Origin of the sequence: Arthrobacter sp. StoSoilA2, assembly GCF_019977195.1 — a bacterium.
GTDB lineage: Bacteria > Actinomycetota > Actinomycetes > Actinomycetales > Micrococcaceae > Arthrobacter.
Map to the genome: position 1 here is coordinate 2,776,930 of NZ_AP024643.1, position 17,173 is coordinate 2,794,102.

Annotated in this window: 14 protein-coding genes; 6 read left to right on the top strand and 8 right to left on the bottom strand. The window is 62.4% G+C overall.

Annotated elements, in window-relative coordinates; all coding sequences use genetic code 11:
* Positions 1 to 155: 155 nt before the first annotated feature.
* Positions 156 to 710 (top strand): type II toxin-antitoxin system PemK/MazF family toxin, encoded by a 555-nt coding sequence (locus LDN82_RS12565; protein WP_224164453.1) that lies wholly within the window; start codon positions 156 to 158, stop codon positions 708 to 710.
* A gap of 168 nt (positions 711 to 878) precedes the next feature.
* Positions 879 to 1,139, top strand: a complete 261-nt coding sequence (rpsT, locus tag LDN82_RS12570) for a 30S ribosomal protein S20 (RefSeq protein ID WP_216925588.1) — start codon at positions 879 to 881, stop codon at positions 1,137 to 1,139.
* Positions 1,140 to 1,233: 94 nt separating this feature from the next.
* Here rpsT and holA read toward each other — a convergent pair whose 3' ends face one another.
* The 8 genes from holA to LDN82_RS12610 form a co-directional block, all read right to left on the bottom strand.
* Complete coding sequence (gene holA, locus LDN82_RS12575) at positions 1,234 to 2,127, bottom strand: DNA polymerase III subunit delta (RefSeq protein WP_263422247.1); 894 nt, start codon at positions 2,125 to 2,127, stop codon at positions 1,234 to 1,236.
* Positions 2,087 to 3,955 (bottom strand): ComEC/Rec2 family competence protein, encoded by a 1,869-nt coding sequence (locus tag LDN82_RS12580; protein ID WP_224164454.1) that lies wholly within the window; start codon positions 3,953 to 3,955, stop codon positions 2,087 to 2,089. The genes holA and LDN82_RS12580 overlap by 41 nt, the downstream gene beginning before the upstream one ends.
* Complete coding sequence (locus tag LDN82_RS12585) at positions 3,948 to 4,811, bottom strand: helix-hairpin-helix domain-containing protein (protein WP_224164455.1); 864 nt, start codon at positions 4,809 to 4,811, stop codon at positions 3,948 to 3,950. Before LDN82_RS12585 ends, LDN82_RS12580 begins: the two co-directional genes overlap by 8 nt.
* A gap of 62 nt (positions 4,812 to 4,873) precedes the next feature.
* Complete coding sequence (locus LDN82_RS12590; RefSeq protein ID WP_224164456.1) at positions 4,874 to 5,905, bottom strand: DegV family protein; 1,032 nt, start codon at positions 5,903 to 5,905, stop codon at positions 4,874 to 4,876.
* A gap of 16 nt (positions 5,906 to 5,921) precedes the next feature.
* Positions 5,922 to 8,450 carry a leucine--tRNA ligase gene (leuS, locus tag LDN82_RS12595; RefSeq protein ID WP_224164457.1) on the bottom strand — a complete coding sequence of 843 codons (2,529 nt, stop codon included), beginning with the start codon at positions 8,448 to 8,450 and terminating at the stop codon, positions 5,922 to 5,924.
* A 363-nt stretch (positions 8,451 to 8,813) separates the two neighbouring features.
* Entirely contained in the window at positions 8,814 to 10,328 is a 1,515-nt protein-coding gene (glpK, locus tag LDN82_RS12600; RefSeq protein ID WP_224164458.1) for a glycerol kinase GlpK, read from the bottom strand.
* Between the two features lie 75 nt (positions 10,329 to 10,403).
* Positions 10,404 to 11,156 carry an MIP/aquaporin family protein gene (locus LDN82_RS12605; RefSeq protein WP_224090521.1) on the bottom strand — a complete coding sequence of 251 codons (753 nt, stop codon included), beginning with the start codon at positions 11,154 to 11,156 and terminating at the stop codon, positions 10,404 to 10,406.
* A 185-nt stretch (positions 11,157 to 11,341) separates the two neighbouring features.
* Positions 11,342 to 13,123: a glycerol-3-phosphate dehydrogenase/oxidase gene (locus LDN82_RS12610; protein ID WP_224164459.1), complete on the bottom strand. Its 1,782-nt coding sequence runs from the start codon at positions 13,121 to 13,123 to the stop codon at positions 11,342 to 11,344.
* A 121-nt stretch (positions 13,124 to 13,244) separates the two neighbouring features.
* On the opposite strand from LDN82_RS12610, the gene LDN82_RS12615 reads away from it, so the two are divergent.
* From LDN82_RS12615 to LDN82_RS12630, 4 genes are read left to right on the top strand one after another with little or no spacing between them, the layout of a single operon-like run.
* The gene (locus LDN82_RS12615; RefSeq protein ID WP_224090525.1) at positions 13,245 to 14,207 is read left to right on the top strand and encodes a sugar-binding domain-containing protein; all 963 of its coding nucleotides are present in this window, start codon (positions 13,245 to 13,247) and stop codon (positions 14,205 to 14,207) included.
* Positions 14,208 to 14,241: 34 nt separating this feature from the next.
* The gene (locus LDN82_RS12620; RefSeq protein ID WP_224164460.1) at positions 14,242 to 15,123 is read left to right on the top strand and encodes an aldo/keto reductase; all 882 of its coding nucleotides are present in this window, start codon (positions 14,242 to 14,244) and stop codon (positions 15,121 to 15,123) included.
* 10 nt (positions 15,124 to 15,133) lie between these two features.
* Complete coding sequence (locus LDN82_RS12625) at positions 15,134 to 16,078, top strand: alpha/beta hydrolase (RefSeq protein ID WP_224164461.1); 945 nt, start codon at positions 15,134 to 15,136, stop codon at positions 16,076 to 16,078.
* Entirely contained in the window at positions 16,075 to 17,151 is a 1,077-nt protein-coding gene (locus LDN82_RS12630; RefSeq protein ID WP_224164462.1) for a glycosyltransferase family 1 protein, read from the top strand. Before LDN82_RS12625 ends, LDN82_RS12630 begins: the two co-directional genes overlap by 4 nt.
* Positions 17,152 to 17,173: the final 22 nt, after the last annotated feature.

Consider the following 17,173-nt stretch of genomic DNA (forward strand, 5'->3'; position numbering starts at 1 on the left):
GGCATATCCACCGGCTGGGCAAAGGCCAGCCGGGACACGCCGCGCATCTGATCCTCTAGTCTCCCACGAACCTGCGGTTCCCCGTACATTCCTGCCGGTCTCGATGAAGCGCCGCGTACGTTCGCTCGCCGGACCATCGCGGTAGCGTTGTCCGCATGGCTTTGGACTTGCGCCCACTGGGCAAACTCATCCTTCGATCCCTCAAGACACTTGGCGGCAGCAGCACCAGTAGCAGGAACAACGCTCCCGCTGGTTTCCCGAGGCAGAAGAGCCGGCAATCCGCCTTGGGGCCTCAACCGGCTGCCTTCCCGGGCGACTACCCCGGCGACTTCGTGGGAGCAGCAAAACTGCACTACTCCCCCAAACCGGATGGGCGGCCCGATCCGGGAGAAATTGTGTGGACCTGGGTCCCGTTCGAAGAGGATTTCTCGCAGGGCAAGGATCGCCCTGTGCTGTTGGTTGGCAGGGATGGCGAGTGGCTGCTGGGCCTCATGCTGACGTCCAAGGACCACGACAACGGCGGGCGCGCCGGCGATTACGTTGATGTTGGAGTGGGCCAGTGGGACCGTCAAGGGCGGCCGAGTGAAGTCAAAATTGACCGCGTGATCCGGGTGAACCCGGAGGCGATCCGGCGTGAAGGTGCAGTCCTCGGCAAGCCGGCATTTCTTGAGATTTCCCGCGCCCTGAGGGACCGACACGGCTGGAGCTGACCAGCGCGTCCACACTGGGCCGCGCTTTCTGCTATCCTTTATAGCTGTGTGTCCGTGCAGGTCGACGGCCACTCATGGTTGGCTGCCATAGGCATCCCCACGCCGCTCAGTCGATGGCCAACCTGAAAACCCTCTAGACCATTTCCGCATTAAAAAGAGAGTTCATACGTGGCTAATATCAAGTCCCAGAAGAAGCGCATCCTCACCAACGAGAAGGCTCGCCTGCGTAACAACGCCGTCAAGTCCGAGCTGAAGACGGCCATCCGCGCCGTTGCCAACGCCGTTGAGTCTGCTGACAAGGATGCTGCTGCAACTGCACTTGTTGCTGCCAGCCGGAAGCTGGACAAGGCTGTCAGCAAGGGCGTTATTCACAAGAACAACGCTGCAAACCGCAAGTCGGCGATCTCCAAGAAGGTCAACGCACTCTAAGGTTTTTCCAGTTCGACTGAGCTGATCAAAAGGCCGGCACCCACGGGCGCCGGCCTTTTGGGTTTAACCGAAAACCGCCGTGAACGCGCCGGCTTCAGCGGCGGCTGGCCGACGTGGCGATCACCGTGACCGCGTGCTCCACGGCGTAGACCGGGTCACGCGACTCACCCTTCACCTGGGCATCCGCCTCGGCGATGACTTGGATGGAGCGGATCAGGCCTTCCGGGGTCCAACGGCGGACATCGCGCTGGGCCTGCTCCACGAGCCAGGGCTGCATTCCCAGGTTCCTGGCGATGGTGGCCGGGGACCCGTTGGCTCCAGCAACCTTTGCCAGCGTCCGCAGTTTCGCCGCAAGCGCAGCCACCAAGGGGACTGGATCAACCCCGGTGGACAGGGCATGCCGCAAGGTGGACAAAGCCACTGGTCCGTTGCCGGCCATGGCAGCATCGGCCACCTTGAAAGCCGTAGCTTCCACCCGGCCACCGTAGTAGCGCTCCACGGTTTCGGCCGTGACAGCTGTGGTGGCGTCGGCAATCAGCTGGTTGCAGGCGGCCGCAAGCTCGGACAGATTGGCTCCCACCGCATTGACGAGGGCCTGGACGGCTTCGCCTTCAATCCGGCGACCACCGGCTTTGAACTCCGAGACAACAAACGCAGTTTTGTCCGCATCCTTCTTAAGAGGCTGGCAATCGATCACAGGCCATCCAGCGGATTTCACGGCGTCCAGCAATTTCTTCCCGCGAACACCGCCGGCATGGCGCAGCACCAAAACCACATCCTGCTCGGGATGGGACAAGTAGGACAAAGAGTCAGCCAGGAACGCATCATTCATGGCTTCCAAGCCCTCTACTTCGATCAGCTTTCCCTCGCCGAACAGAGATGGGGTTACGGTCATCGCCAGGGAACCGGCCTCGTAGGCACCAGCATTCAGCCTGCTGAGTTCAACATCAGGTGTTGCCGTCCGGACGAGGGATCTGATGCGGTCCATGGCCCTGATACCGAGGTATTCTTCCGGGCCCGTGATCAGCACCACCGCGGCCGGCGTCGCGTCCCGCCAACTGACGGTGTTGGCAGCGACGCTCTTGGCCCGGGTGTTTTGGGCAGCAGCCACAGTTGGTTCCTTCCGGAGGATTTTTTGCAGACTTCAAGTCTGCCATGCCTTGGCGGTCGCGCGCGGCTCGTCCCACCCTGGGCGGATGCGCAGCAACCCGAACAGGCAGCCGCCTTGCGTTCTTGTCCAGCCTTTCCAACACAACCATCAGGCGGTGGTGAACGACCATGATCCTCCGGAGCACACCGCTTGGATGCAGGGCTGTCCAGACAACGAGTATGGTGACCACCGAGGAAACGGTCATGGCACCAATGCCCGCCGGACCTTCCGCCCACGGGAGTGCCGCGCCGGGTAGTCCGGCAAGGCACCTTGCTATGCCCGCCACACCGCTGGCGCTGGCACCCGCCAGGGCGATGGGGATTGCCGCAGCCCAGGGATGGATCGCGGAGAGCGGCACGGCCAGGGTCCCCAAAATCGTCACGGGAGCCACGAGCGGACCAGCCATCACGTTTGCAAGGAGTGCATACGGCGAGAACTGGGGTTGGAGTGCAACGATGACTGGCCCACAGAGCACCTGGGCGGACAGGGGCACGGAAACCCCTACTGCCAACCACTTGGGAATGGTGTCAGGAAACCACGACGCTATCCGGCCCGCGAGCAGCACGATGCCAAGCGTAGCCAGGACGGAGAGGAGGAAGCCAAAGTTGCTGGCTAGGGTGGGATCCAGCAGGAGAAGAACAACCGTAGCCAAGCATAGGAAAGTCAGCGGCCTTCCCCGCAGCCCGCCTGTCAATGCAGCCATCCCGACCAGTCCCATGAGCGCCGCGCGCAGGACGCTGGGCTCCGGCCCTACCAGCACTACGAACGCAGCAAGCCCACACCCTGCGAAAGCGGCAGCGAACGGACGAGCCAGTCCCAGGCTTCTGGCAACCAGGATGAAGCCGCCCAAAATTAAGCTGCAATTCGCCCCACTTACAGCTGTTAGGTGGACCATCCCGGTTGTCTTCATGTCCGCTTCAAGGCTCTCCGGAAGCTCGCTGGTGTCGCCAGTCACCATACCTGGCAGCAGACCGGCAGCATCAGGAGGCAACCAACTTGCAGCTTCGCGTAACTGCCCGCGCAGCTGGGCGGCCACGTCTTGCAGGTCGAAGGCAGAGCCCATCACAACCGGTCCGGTGGTGGCTGTCAGTATCGCCGCTTCTGATTGTCCGGGCCGGATCTCATTCAGCGTGCCGGTTGCTCTCACGTGCTGTCCCGGGCGTACGTCCCGCCACGCATCGTCGCCAATGACCACAAGGGAAGCAGAACCTCGAATGACATTCCCTCCGGAGGTAAGGTCGACCAGGCTGGCCGGAACCGACCATCGGGTGTCGCCGGAGTGCCCGGGTTGGGGCGCCTCTGAAGGACTGCCAGTGACCCGGACCTGGATGACCACGCCAGCGTGGGCGTCGACGGCTGCGGCGAGGGGGCCTTGGTCCCGCTTGCCGGCAGCCAAGGCACAATGACCAGCAGCCACAGCACCCAGCACACAGGCCAAGGCGAGAGTGGCCGGAACTGTCCTGGCGCGTGACGTCCGCGTTGCCCGCAGGCGCGAAGAGAGCAGCAAGGCGCTGGCAACACCGGCAAGGACTACGCCTATAGTCGCCGACCACGCAGCGGCGAGAACACCGCAGGCAAGTGCCGCGGCCCAGGTGACAAGAACGGCAGGGACCAGACGGAGATCCAGACGCCTCAGCCAGGGATTTCCGTGTGAATCCTCAGCCACCCTGCACCGTCACCAAATCCTGGAGCGACTCCATGAGCTTGGGTCCGATGCCATCAATGGCATCCAACTCTTCCACCGAGGCAAACGCTCCGTGCTCCTTGCGCCAATCTACGATGCGCTGGGCCATCACGGGACCAACCCTGGGCAGTGTCCCGAGCTCTTCCACGGAGGCAGTGTTGATGTTGACCTTGGCGCCTCCGGATCCCGGGCTGACCTGGGTCTCTGCCGGCCCACCTGCGCCGTTTCCGCTCCCTGTCTCCTGGGAAGTCTCCTGCTGGGACGCCTCCCCCACAGCCGGAACATGGATCTTTGCCCCGTCTGTGACTACTTCCGCGAGATTAAGGCCATTTAGGTCAGCAGTGGCGGTTGCCCCGCCTGCAGCATCGATCGCCTGAAAGACCCGGCTTCCTTCTGCAAGCGAAACGACACCGGGTTTCTGTACCGCACCGGCAACATGGACCAGCAGCATCTTCGTGTTTTGAGACGGCGGCGTCGGTCCAGTGGAATTCAGCCCGTCACCTTCAGTCACGCTTCCCTCGACCGGTACCGACTGACTCAGGGGCTCTGTAGTGGGTTGCCCGGTGGCCGCCTGGAGAAGGAACCACGCCGCGCAGGCGGCACCAACTACCGACACCGCAACCGCAACCCTCCAGGACGTTCGCCACCGAAACCGCGCCGCCATTGTCTCTTGGCCTTGGAGGGGGTCCGAAGCCGAAGCCTCCGGCGCGGGCTCTTCGAGCGGAGGCATGGCAAGCAAGGGAGCCGGATCATCCGGAGGGTTCAGTCCCGCCGCGAGCCGCCGTCTGGCTGCCAGTGCTGCGGCGTCTGGGGACCCATCCCGATTCCAGCGTGGCATGGTTCGAGCCTACGAGGGACGCGAAAGGAGTGCACCGGGCCTCTTGGGCTATGTGGAAAAGCTCACGTGGGTGTGCTGCTCTCCCCCACGATAACCGCCAGGACACCCAAACCCGCGTGCGCCGCGAGGACTGCGGGGAGGGCGCTGATCTGGGCGGGAGGACAGTCCGGGCATTTGTCCCGAAGGCGTGCGGCCAACGCTTCGGCCTCCAGCTGGTTACCAAAGTGATGAACTGCCAGCCGTTGCTGACCGGCAGGCCTGGAAGCGACATCAGCTGCCACGATCTCCTCAAGCCGGGCTACAGCACGCACAGCGGAGCGGACCTTTTCCAACGGAACGATCCTGCCGCCGTCGACCGCAAGTATTGGCTTGATGGCCAGCACCGTCCCCAGCAGCGATGCCGCGGCTCCAATGCGTCCCCCACGCCTGAGCTGCTCCAGGCTCGGAACGTAGAAGTAGACCTTGGTACGTTCCATGCGCTTTTCCGCAAAAGCGCGGACTTCAGCTGCGGGCAGGCCAGCGGCCGCAGCAACCACGGCGCTCTGCACTCCCATGCCTTGCGCCATTCCGACGGTGCGTGAGTCCAGTACCTCCACCGGGATACCAACCCGTGCCGCAGCAAGACGCGCGGCATCGGCGGTTCCGGACAATTCGGCGGAAATATGGATGGACACCACGGCTTCGAACCCGCGGTTCTGCGCGGCACGATAAGCCTGTTCAAACTGGCCGGGCGAGGGCCGGGATGTCTTCACGGATGCGCCCGACGCCAAGGCAACGGCCAACGTTTCGGTGATGTCGTCTTCACCCTCACCGTAGATTTCGCTCCCCACCATGACCGGCATGGGAACGACGGCCAGGCGCCCGTCCGCGGCAAAGGCCGCCACCCAGTCCGCTGGCAGGGCGGCTGCCGAATCAGTTACCACGGCGGTCTTTACTACGGCGGGGAGCGCCTCATCGGCAATGGGAACCGGGAGCGCCGGCTGCCGGAGGCGGGACAGCCGTTCCTTGAGCCACATCCAGGCAGGTGGTTCTCGCTCGGGCACGCAACCTCCAACAATGGTGACCGGCCGCCGGCACAATGCCGGCGGCCGCAAAGTCCGTGATGCCTGGTTAGGCGGGGACGATGTTCACCAGTTTAGGCGCCCTCACGATTACGGTGCGGATGCCACGGCCGTCCATAGCGCGCTGGACATTTTCGGATGCGAGTGCCAGTTCGCGCAGTTCGTCCTCGCTGATGTCCGGCGATACTTCGAGCCTGTCGCGGACCTTGCCCTGGACCTGCACAACGGCGGTGACGGTGTCCTGGACGAGCAGGGCGTCGTCGTGCTTCGGCCAGCCGGCATTGGCCACGGAGGCCGGGTGTCCCAGCGTGTTCCAGAGATCTTCTGCCGTGTACGGGGCAAAAAGGCTCAGGATCACAGCGACGGCCTCAACTGCCTCGCGCACGGCAGGGTCTGCTCCACCCGCTCCGGAGTCGATGGTCTTACGCGTCGCGTTGACCAACTCCATGAGCCGTGCCACTACGACGTTGAACTTGTTGTTGTCCAACAGTTCAGCGGCATCAGCGATGGTCTTGTGGGTCACCGTGCGCAAGGCGCGGTCACCGGCACTGGCATCGGTTCCGGGTTCGCTGGTGACGTCCTGGCCCAGGCGCCAGGCACGGGCCAGGAACTTGGCCGAACCGGACGGCGAGACGTCCGCCCAGTCAACATCGTCCTCAGGTGGCGAGGCGAAGACCATGGTCAGGCGAACGGCGTCAACGCCGAACTTGTCCAACTGCTCGCCAAGGTCCACACCATTGCCAAGCGACTTGCTCATGGCCTTGCCGCCATTGAGCACCTGGCCCTGGTTGAGCAGCGCGCTGAAGGGCTCGCTGGCGTCGATCAGGCCGATGTCCTTGATGACCTTGGTAAAGAACCGGGCGTAGAGCAGATGCAGGATGGCGTGCTCCACGCCGCCCACGTACTGCCCCACGGGCATCCAGTCATTGATCTTCGCCGGATCAAACGGGCCCTCGGTGTAGTGGGGCGAGACGAACCGCAGGAAGTACCAGGAAGAGTCCACGAACGTGTCCATGGTGTCCGTGTCGCGCTGCGCTGCCCTGCCACAGTTGGGGCACTCGACGTTGACCCATTCGACGGCGGCGGCCAGCGGTGAGGTGCCCTTGGGCGCCAGCGCCTCTCCGCGCAGGTCTTCGGGCAGCTTCACGGGCAATTGGTCGTCGGGAACGGGCACTTCGCCGCATTCGGCGCAGTGAATGATCGGGATGGGCGTGCCCCAGAAACGCTGGCGGCTGAGCAGCCAGTCGCGGAGCCGGAAGTTGACGAACTTCTCGCCGGTTCCCAACTTCTCCAGGATCCCGATGGCGGCCGGGATGGCCTCCGACTTGGATAGGCCATCCAAGTCGCCGGAGTTCTTGAGCTGTCCTTCGCCCGCAGTGGCCACACCGGTCTCGGCGGGGTCTTCCTCGCCTGTATCAAGTACGGCGCGCACGGGCAGGCCAAACGCCTTGGCGAAATCGAGGTCGCGTTGGTCGTGCGCCGGAACAGCCATGATGGCTCCAGTGCCGTAGTCGGCCAGAACGTAGTCGGCTGCCCAAACAGGAAGCTTCTCACCGTTGAGCGGATTGATGGCGTAGCGTCCGGTAAAGACACCGGTTTTCTCGCGCTCGGTGGACTGGCGCTCGATCTCGGAGAGGGCCTTGACCTTTTCCCGGTAGGCCATGAGTTCGTCATGCTGTTCAGGTGTGACGAGGTCCAGGGCCAAGTGCGCATCCGCAGCAACCACGAAGAATGTTGCGCCGTAAAGGGTGTCCGGGCGGGTGGTGAAGACGGTGACTTCGCGCTCTGCACGGTCCTGGGTGCCCTCGATGACAAAGCGGACGTGGGCGCCCTCGGAGCGGCCGATCCAGTTCCGCTGCATGGCCAGCACGCGCTCGGGCCAATGGCCCTGGAGCTGGTCCATGTCCTCGAGCAGGCGGTCGGCGTACTCGGTGATCTTGAAGTACCACTGGTTCAGGGACTTCTTGGTGACTGCCGTGCCACAGCGCTCACAGGCACCGTTGACTACTTGCTCGTTCGCGAGGACGGTGAGGTCCTTGGGGCACCAGTTGACGGGCGAGTCCTTGCGGTACGCCAAGCCACGCTCATAGAAGCGCTTGAACAGCCACTGGGTCCACCGGTAGTACTCGGGGTCGGACGTATGCAGGCGCCGGGACCAGTCGGCCGAAATGGCGTAGCGTTTGAACGAGGCAGCCTGGGTGTCGATGTTGGCGTAGGTCCACTCGCTGGGGTGGGCGTTGCGCTTAATGGCCGCGTTCTCAGCGGGGAGGCCGAACGAGTCCCAACCGATGGGGTGCAGGACGTCGTAGCCCTTCTGGCGCAGGTAGCGCGCTACGACGTCGCCCATGGCAAACGCCTCGGCGTGCCCCATGTGGAGGTCGCCTGAGGGGTAGGGGAACATGTCCAGCACGTAGCGGCGTTCCCGCGAACCATCGTCAAGTGGAGTGAACACTTTGAGGTCTTCCCAGACCTGCGGCCACTTGGCTTCCATCGCGGCGAAGCTGTAGACGCCTTCTTCAGGCGCTCCAGCTGCGGCTGTCTGTGCTGTTCCGGTCTCTGTCTCCGGCTGAACGCTCACTGCTGCCCTCTTCTGTTCTTCGATGGCGGTTTTGCCTCCTGCTGCGCTCCAGGTAAAGCCCCGGACACACAAAAGCCCCTCGACAATGGAGGGGCGGCCGCTCGGCTGTTGATTGCCGGGCGGCTAGCTAAGCAGAAGGATCGCACGCATAGATCTACAATAGCGCACGATCATCCTTCCACTCGCCGACAAAGCATGGTTGGCGGCGCAGCGGCCCGCATCAAAAAAGGGGCCGATGACTCCCCGCCATGGTGTGGTGGGCACCCGCGGTGGGCCCCGAGCTGCGAGGGCCCCACCGCGAGCTTGCGAGCGGCGGGAGCAGCTGGGGACGGGCGGGCGGGAGTCATCGGCCCCTTTTTTGAACTACTTAACGTCCTCGTCGACCCAATCCATGGACTTTGTTACGGCCTTCTTCCAGAGCCGCAGCTGGCGCTCCTGCTCTTCGGCAGGCAGTTGCGGTTCCCAGCGCTTGTCCTCGCCCCAGTTGGCGCTGAGTTCGCCCAGGTCCTTCCAGAATCCGACGGCCAGGCCTGCAGCGTACGCGGCGCCCAGGGCGGTGGTTTCAACCACCTTCGGGCGGACTACCGGTACGCCGAGGATGTCGGCCTGGAACTGCATGAGTGCCTCGTTGGCGACCATGCCGCCGTCGACCTTCAGTTCGGTGAGGGGCACACCCGAGTCGGCGTTGACGGCGTCGAGTACCTCGCGGGTCTGGAACGCAGTCGCTTCAAGGGCAGCACGCGCAATGTGGCCCTTGTTGGCGAATCGGGTGAGGCCTACGATCGCGCCGCGCGCGTCAGCCCTCCAATACGGAGCGAACAAGCCGGAGAACGCGGGGACGATGTACACGCCACCGTTGTCTTGGACTGCGGCGGCGAGTTCTTCCACCTGGGGTGCGGAGCTGATCATGCCGAGGTTGTCACGCAGCCACTGAATCAGGGAACCGGTGACGGCGATGGAACCTTCCAGGGCGTAGTGGGGCTTGTCGTCGCCGAGCTTGTATCCCAAGGTGGTGAGCAGACCGTTCTTGGAGTGAACGATTTCCTCGCCGGTGTTGAAGATCAGGAAGCAACCCGTGCCGTAGGTGTTTTTCGCTTCACCGGCTTGGAACGCGGCTTGACCAAATGTGGCGGCTTGCTGGTCGCCCAGAATGCCGGCCACGGGAACTTCGCGCAGCAACTGGGAGGTGTGGACTTGTCCGTAGACCTCGGAGGAGGATTTGATGACGGGCATCATGGAGGCCGGGACGCCGAAGACGTCAAGAATTTCCTGGTCCCATTGCAGCGTTTCAAGGTCCATGAACATAGTGCGGGACGCATTGGTCACGTCAGTGACGTGCACGCCGCCGTCGACTCCACCTGTCAGGTTCCAGAGAACCCAGGCGTCGGTGTTCCCAAACAAGAGGTCGCCGGCTTCTGCGCGTTCGCGGGCGCCGTCGACGTTGTCCAGGATCCATTTGATCTTGGTGCCGGAAAAGTACGTGGCCAAGGGAAGGCCGACCTTTTGCTTGAACCGTTCAGGTCCACCGTCCCTGGCAAGCTCGTCCACAATGGGCTGGGTCCGTGTGTCCTGCCAGACGATGGCGTTGTAAACCGCCTCGCCCGTGTTCTTGTCCCAGACCACGGCGGTTTCACGCTGGTTGGTGATTCCGACGGCGGCAATATCGTGCCGCGTCAGGTTCGCCTTGGACAGCGCGGAACCTATGACCTCCCGGGTGTTGTTCCAGATCTCGGCGGGGTTGTGCTCGACCCAACCTGCCTGCGGGAAGATCTGCTCATGTTCCATCTGTCCCGTTGACACAATGTTGCCGGAGTGGTCAAAGACGATGGCGCGGGAGCTGGTGGTGCCTTGGTCGATGGCGATGACGTATTGATTCATGGTGACGTCCTTGTCTCAGTGGTTATTGGCGGTTATTGATCGGGTAGGGCGTATTGCCGCGTAAGGGGTATGAAGCTAGCCGGCGACGGACGGCATGATCCCCGGAACGATGTTGGCCATGAGGCCTGCCAGCGTACCGCCGACAAGGGGCCCGACGACAGGGATCCAGGAGTAGGCCCAGTCGCTGGAACCCTTGCCCTTGATGGGGAGGATGGCGTGCGCGATGCGGGGTCCAAGGTCACGTGCCGGGTTGATGGCGTAACCGGTGGGGCCACCGATGGACACACCGATACCGACCACGAGCAGCGCCACCGCCAACGGGCCCAGGCCCGAGGGGGTGCCGCCGAAAGTCAGGATGACGAAAACCAGGACGAACGTGCCAATGATTTCGGTGATGAGGTTCCACGGAGTTGAACGGATGGCAGGCCCGGTGGAGAACGTTCCCAGCTTGTTGGCTGCCAGCGGCTCCTCATCGAAGTGCTGCTTGTAAGCGAGCCAGCAAACAACGGCGCCGAGGAATGCCCCGAGCAGTTCGCCGCCGAAGTACGTCAAGGTGGAAGCGAAGTCCACGCTGACATCGGGCGCGTATTCCTTGCTTCCCTTGACGAGCAGGCCCAAGGTGACAGCCGGGTTCAGGTGCGCACCGGACTTGGCGGCCACGAAAACGCCCGCGAAGACCGCAATACCCCAGCCCCAGGTCACCATCAAGAATCCACCGTTGTTGCCCTTGGTGCCTTTGAGCGCAACGTTGGCCACGACGCCACAACCCAGCAGGGTCAGCATCATGGTTCCGAATACTTCGGAAAGGAAAACTATTCCAAGAGACATCTTTGACTCCTCATTTTTCTGTTGTCAGCCTCCTCGCGGGTTGAAGAGGCTGTTGGGACAGTTCCGTTTTCCGCAACCATCCCGGTGTGGTGAGCCCCCAAGGGGCTCACCTACCCCGTTTGCCGTCCCTGTCGCCAGCTTCCTGGCCACACAGTGGGACGATCAAGCATTTTGTGTGGGCAGCCTCAAGCCACGAGACTGTGCACGTCGACCTTGTGGAACCGCCGCAGCACTTCCTGGGCATGCCGCACTTCTGCCTCACGGTCAGCGGCATCCCACCCAAGCGGTTCAGCCAATGCTGCAGCAATTTCGTTCAGCAACTCGCCGGTCACCAGGCCGCGGAACGCGAGGGACGTACGTCGGATGAGGACATCCACCAGATGCCCGACCTGCTCGTTTTCGGCCATGAATGCCAACTCGCGAACACTGAGTTCCCGGGTTGAACGAAGCGGCGCGTCGTGTCCTGCGTTCAGGTAATCGATGACGGTCTCTGCCCGTGTTCCATACCGCGTCAGGAGTCCAGCCACGCGGTCCGCGTCCAGTCCGGGCCCCATGTGCTTCTTGATCCACTCCTGCTCACCTTGTTCCGTGGCAGGGAAGCCAGCGCCGCCGCCGATGGCGAGTTTCGCCGTCGAAATTTTCCGTTCCCGACCAAGTTCGCGAAGAACGTCGTTGGTCATGTGTTCGGCCAGTGCCCGGAAAGTAGTCCACTTGCCACCTACCAGGCTCAGTACGACGGCGGCCTTGCCGCCCGGCGTAGCCATGGCACCTTCGCCGCTGCGGACGCTGCGTTCGATCCTGTAGTCCCTTGAGACAAATCCCGGTTGGGTTGCGTCGTGGCGCGGCAGTGGACGGACTCCGGCGAAGCTGTAGACGATCTGGCCGCGGTCCACCTTGATGGTGGGGAAGACGTGGCCGATCAGGTCGAAGAAGTAGTCGATTTCGGATTCGGTACAGACGGCGTCTTCTGACATGTCGGCGTCGACGTCCGTGGTGCCCACCAGCACCCGGTCCCCCATCGGGTAAATAAGGACGATGCGGCCGTCCGTGTGTTCGAAGAAGATCTCCCGGCCATTGCAGGCGGCCAGCAGCCCAGGGTGGTCCAGCACAATGTGCGAGCCCTTGGTGCCGCCCATGAACTGGCTGGCGGCTCCCATGGCCTGGTTGGTGAGGTCCACCCACGCACCGGTGGTGTTGACGATGATGTCTGCCTGGAAATCGAACTCCTTGCCGCTCAATTCGTCGCGTAGCCGGAGGCCGTCAGTACCCATGGAAACCAGTGAGACGTAGTTGCTGGCCCGGGCCGTCCCGCCGGGCAGGCCGCCACCGCGCCCGGCCTTCTCGCCATCCTGAAGCACGTCCAGGGTGAGCCGCTCAGGGTTGTGGACGGACGCGTCAAAGTAGGTTGCCGTGTACTTGATTCCCGGGTGCAGCTTGGGCAGCTCCGCCAAAGCCTTGTCCTTGCCGCGGAACTGGTGCCGGGGGACGCTGCCGCCGTCACGGGAGAAGAAGTCGTACATGCTCAGGCCGAGCTTGATGAGGAAGGCGCCGCGTTCGTTCGGTTTGCCCTGTTTGTGGGTGAGGAAGCGAATGGGCGCGGACAGGATGCCGGAGAAGGTGCTGAAGATGGGAATGGTGGTCTGCAGCGGCTTGACGTAATGCGGGGCGATCCGCAGAAGGCGGTTGCGCTCCACCACTGATTCCTTGACGAGGCGGAACTCACCGTTCTCCAGGTAACGGATGCCGCCATGGATCATGTGCGACGATGCACCGCTTGCACCCTGGCAGTAGTCACCACGCTCCACAAGCGCAACATCAATGCCCTGCAAGGCCAGGTCACGGAAGGTCCCTACGCCGTTGATACCCCCGCCGATAATCAGCACCTTCGCCGACGGCCGCTCCCGCAAGGCGGTTACAGACTCACGCCGATGCGCATCAGAGGAGGTAGAAATCCTGTTGTGTCCCAAAACTGCTCCCTTGGGCTTGGTTTGTGCGCGGCGTTACGTTCGCTGCACCTTTCACCACTAATCTGGCGAAGGTGGAAAATGGAGTCAAGCTATTTGCACAAACGTGCAGTAAGGAAATGAGATGGGACGCTCACGTCACTCGGATGCCCTCCGGGCCGCACAGATGTACTACCTGCAGGACCTGACCATGGACGCCATTGCGCGTGAGTTGCGGACCTCGCGCTCCACTGTTTCAAGGCTCTTGTCTTCCGCCCGGGAAACAGGCTTGGTCCAGGTCCAGATCCGCAGCCCGTTTGATACCGCCCCCGAGCTCGAAAGCCAGATTCGCGAGAAATTCAAGGTGGACGTCCACGTAGTGCCGGTGCTTGACACCTTGAACGAGGCTGAGACGCTGGACCGCGTGGCCATGCAGGCAGCTCGGACCATAGGACCCCTGGTGGATTCCAATGCCATCATCGGCATTGCCTGGGGTGCAACGCTCAGCGCTGTAAGCCGGCACCTGACCCGGAAAGTCACGCACGACACCATCGTTGTCCAACTCAACGGCGCCGGGAACATGCAAACAACCGGCATCACCTACGCGAGCGACATCATGCGGCGCTTCGGCAGCGCCTACGGAGCGCGGGTCGAACAATTTCCCGTGCCGGCGTTTTTCGATCACGCGGCCACCAAGACGGCCATGTGGAATGAACGCAGCGTTCAACGCATCCTGGATCTGCAGGCGCGCATGAGCATCGCCATTTTCGGTGTTGGATCCGTTGATTCGGACTATCCAAGCCATGTGTATGCCGGCGGCTACCTCGACGAACAAGACCTCAGCATGTTGGCCGCCGACGACGTGGTGGGCGACGTAGCCACGGTCTTCTTCCGCAGTGATGGATCATCTGACGGCATTACCCTGAACGAGCGGTCGACTGGTCCAAGCCATGAACAGCTACGGCAGGTGCGACGCCGGATTTGCGTCGTGTCCGGTGCCTCCAAAATCAACGGTCTGCAGGGCGCCCTGGCAGCCGGACTTGCCACCGACCTCATCCTCGACGAAGCCTCGGCGCGACGCCTGGTGAGTTTCAATGGCCAGTCCTGAGGCTTTCGGCCGGGGAATGGGTAGAGTCGTTGATATGAGATTCCCGGCCCGGCTGACATTGAACAACGGCGTGATGATGGATCGCCTGGGATTCGGACTCTATAAGGTGCCGCCCAAAGAAGCTGAGGCTTTGGTGAGCACTGCCCTCGGCGAAGGCTATCGGCGGTTCGATACCGCCGCCATGTATCGCAACGAAGTAGGCGTAGGCCGCGCGATCGGTGGTGCAATCGGCGATGCCAATGAGGCAAACCTCGGCACGGGTGGTTCCGGCGAATCCGTGCATGCCCTGACCCGGGAAGACGTCTTTGTCACCACCAAGGTCTGGAACGACGACCACGGTTACGACTCCACCCTCCGTGCTTTCGATTCATCCATGGCCAACCTCGGACTGGACTACGTGGATCTTTACCTCATCCACTGGCCGTGTGCCGGACGAGGGCTGTTCGTGGAGACCTACAAAGCCATGGAAACCCTGTACAGGGAAGGCAAAGTCCGGGCCATTGGGGTTTCGAACTTCCAGCCCGGGCACTTGGAAGAACTCATGCAGAAAGCCGAAGTGGTCCCGGCCGTTAATCAAATAGAGCTGCACCCCTGGCTTCAGCAGCCCAGGCTGCGGACACTGCATGAACAACTCGGGATCCGAACCGAAGCATGGAGTCCCCTCGGCCGTGGGCAGGTCCTTGCCGATCCTGCGATTGCGGATTTGGCTCACAAGTACGGCAGGACACCGGCCCAAATAATCCTCCGGTGGCATCTCCAGCTTGGGAACCTCGTCATTCCGAAAGCAAGTTCCGCGGGGCGGATCAAGGAGAACTTTGCCGTTTTCGACTTCGAACTCGAGCCAGCAGACATGGACGGCATGGCGGCGCTTGAACGCCACCACCGCACGGGCTCGCACCCGGACAACGTGAATTAGGAACGGCCGAATGGAAAAAGTGGACACCGCGCAAACCCCGGAAGGCGCAGATGCCCCGTTTGAATTCATCAGCAAATCCCTGCAGGGACGCACTATCGCCTCTGATGTGGACGTCGATGGCAGCAATGTGGCGTATTGGACGTACGAACCCGTCAAACCCACACAGGATGCCCGCACGATTTTGGTCATTCACGGTTTTCGGGGTGACCACCATGGATTGCTCCGTGTAGCGGACCTGCTTCCGGACATGCGGATCATCATGCCTGACCTCCCTGCGTTTGGCAGTTCGGATCCTTTCCTTGACGACGAACACACGGTTGAGCGTTACGGCCATTTCATCTCCGGTTTCATGGCCGCGCTGGGCCTGGGCCCCAAGACCGTGCTGCTGGGCCATTCCTTCGGTTCCATCGTCGCGAGCCATTTTGCGGCCCGGAATCCCGGCGCCATTTATCCATTGATCCTGATCAACCCCATCGCTGCACCCGCTTTGGAGGGTCCCAAGGGGATCATGACCAAGCTCGCGGTGTTTTACTACCAGGTGTCTGCCAGGCTTCCACGGCGCCTTGGCCTTGCCCTCCTGCGCAACCGCGCCATTGTCCGCGTCATGAGTATCACCATGGCCAAGACCAAAGACAAAAACCTGCGTCGCTTCATACACGGCCAGCACGATGCCTACTTCAGCGCATTCGCGGACCGGAGGAGCCTGCTTGAATCCTTCAAGGCATCCGTGTCGGGAACAGTGGCCGACGTCGCCGGGGAGTTGCGCCTCCCCGTGCTGCTGATCGCGGGCGAAAAGGACGAGATCGCCACTCTGCCCAACCAGCACAAACTGATGGAACGCCTTCCGGAGGCCACGCTGGAAGTGATTCCCGACGTCGGGCATTTGATCCACTACGAGACTCCGGCCCCGGCTGCCGCAGCCATCCGCACATTCCTGGAGGAACACCCCGCGTGAAAATTGTCATCGACGCCCGCTTCACCAGGACGGACCACCACGATGGCATCAGCCGGTACGGTTCAAGCCTCATTGCAGCAACATCCAAAATTGCGGATGTCACCATGCTCATCAATGACGAACGCCAGCTGGCGTTGCTTCCCGACGTGCCCTACGTGATGGTCAACAGCCCGCTGTCCCCGCTCGAGCTGTTCGTGGCCCGTAAAGTCAACCCGCTGAAGGCCGACGTCGTGGTGTGCCCGATGCAAACCATGGGAACCTTGGGGCGGAAGTATGGCCTGATCCTTACGCTTCACGATCTCATCTATTACGAACACCCCGCTCCCCCGGGGTTCCTTCCGGCTCCGGTGCGCCTGCTCTGGAGGCTGTACCACAAGGCGTTCTGGCCGCAGCGCCTGCTGCTGAACCGGGCTGACGTGGTGGCAACCATCAGCAGGACCACAGAGGCTTTAATGGCCAAGTACACCTTGACCCGCCGCCCCGTACGGATCGTTGGCAACGCCCCGCAGCCCGGCCAGACTCCCCGCGATCCTTCGGCCGGAGCGGATAAGACCCTGCTGTACATGGGTTCGTTCATGCCTTACAAGAACGTGGAAACCATGATTCGGGGAATGGCAGGCCTGCAGGATTACACACTGCACTTGCTCAGCCGGATTACACCCCAGCGTCGGGCCGAACTCGAGGCCATGGTGCCCCACGGGGCAAAGGTCCTGTTCCACAACGGTGTAACAGACGCCGAGTATGAAGAGCTTTTGACCAGGGCGACTGCACTCATCAGCTTGTCGCGGGCCGAGGGATATGGCTTGCCCCTGGTGGAGGCGATGTCCCTGGGTACGCCCGTTATCGCCAGCGACATACCAATTTTCCGGGAAGTGGGCGCCGATGCGGTCAGCTATGTTGACCCCGGTTCACCCTCGGAGTTCGCTGCGGCTGTCACGGCGCTGGGCGATGACGCATTGTGGCAGGAACGTTCCCGCAGGTCCGTGGAACGTGCTGGAGACTTCAACTGGGACGAATCCGCCCGGCAGTTGGTGGCTGCGGCAGAAGAGGTCGTGGCGCTTCGCAAGCGCTAGCGTGCCCGCCGAAACCAGCAGC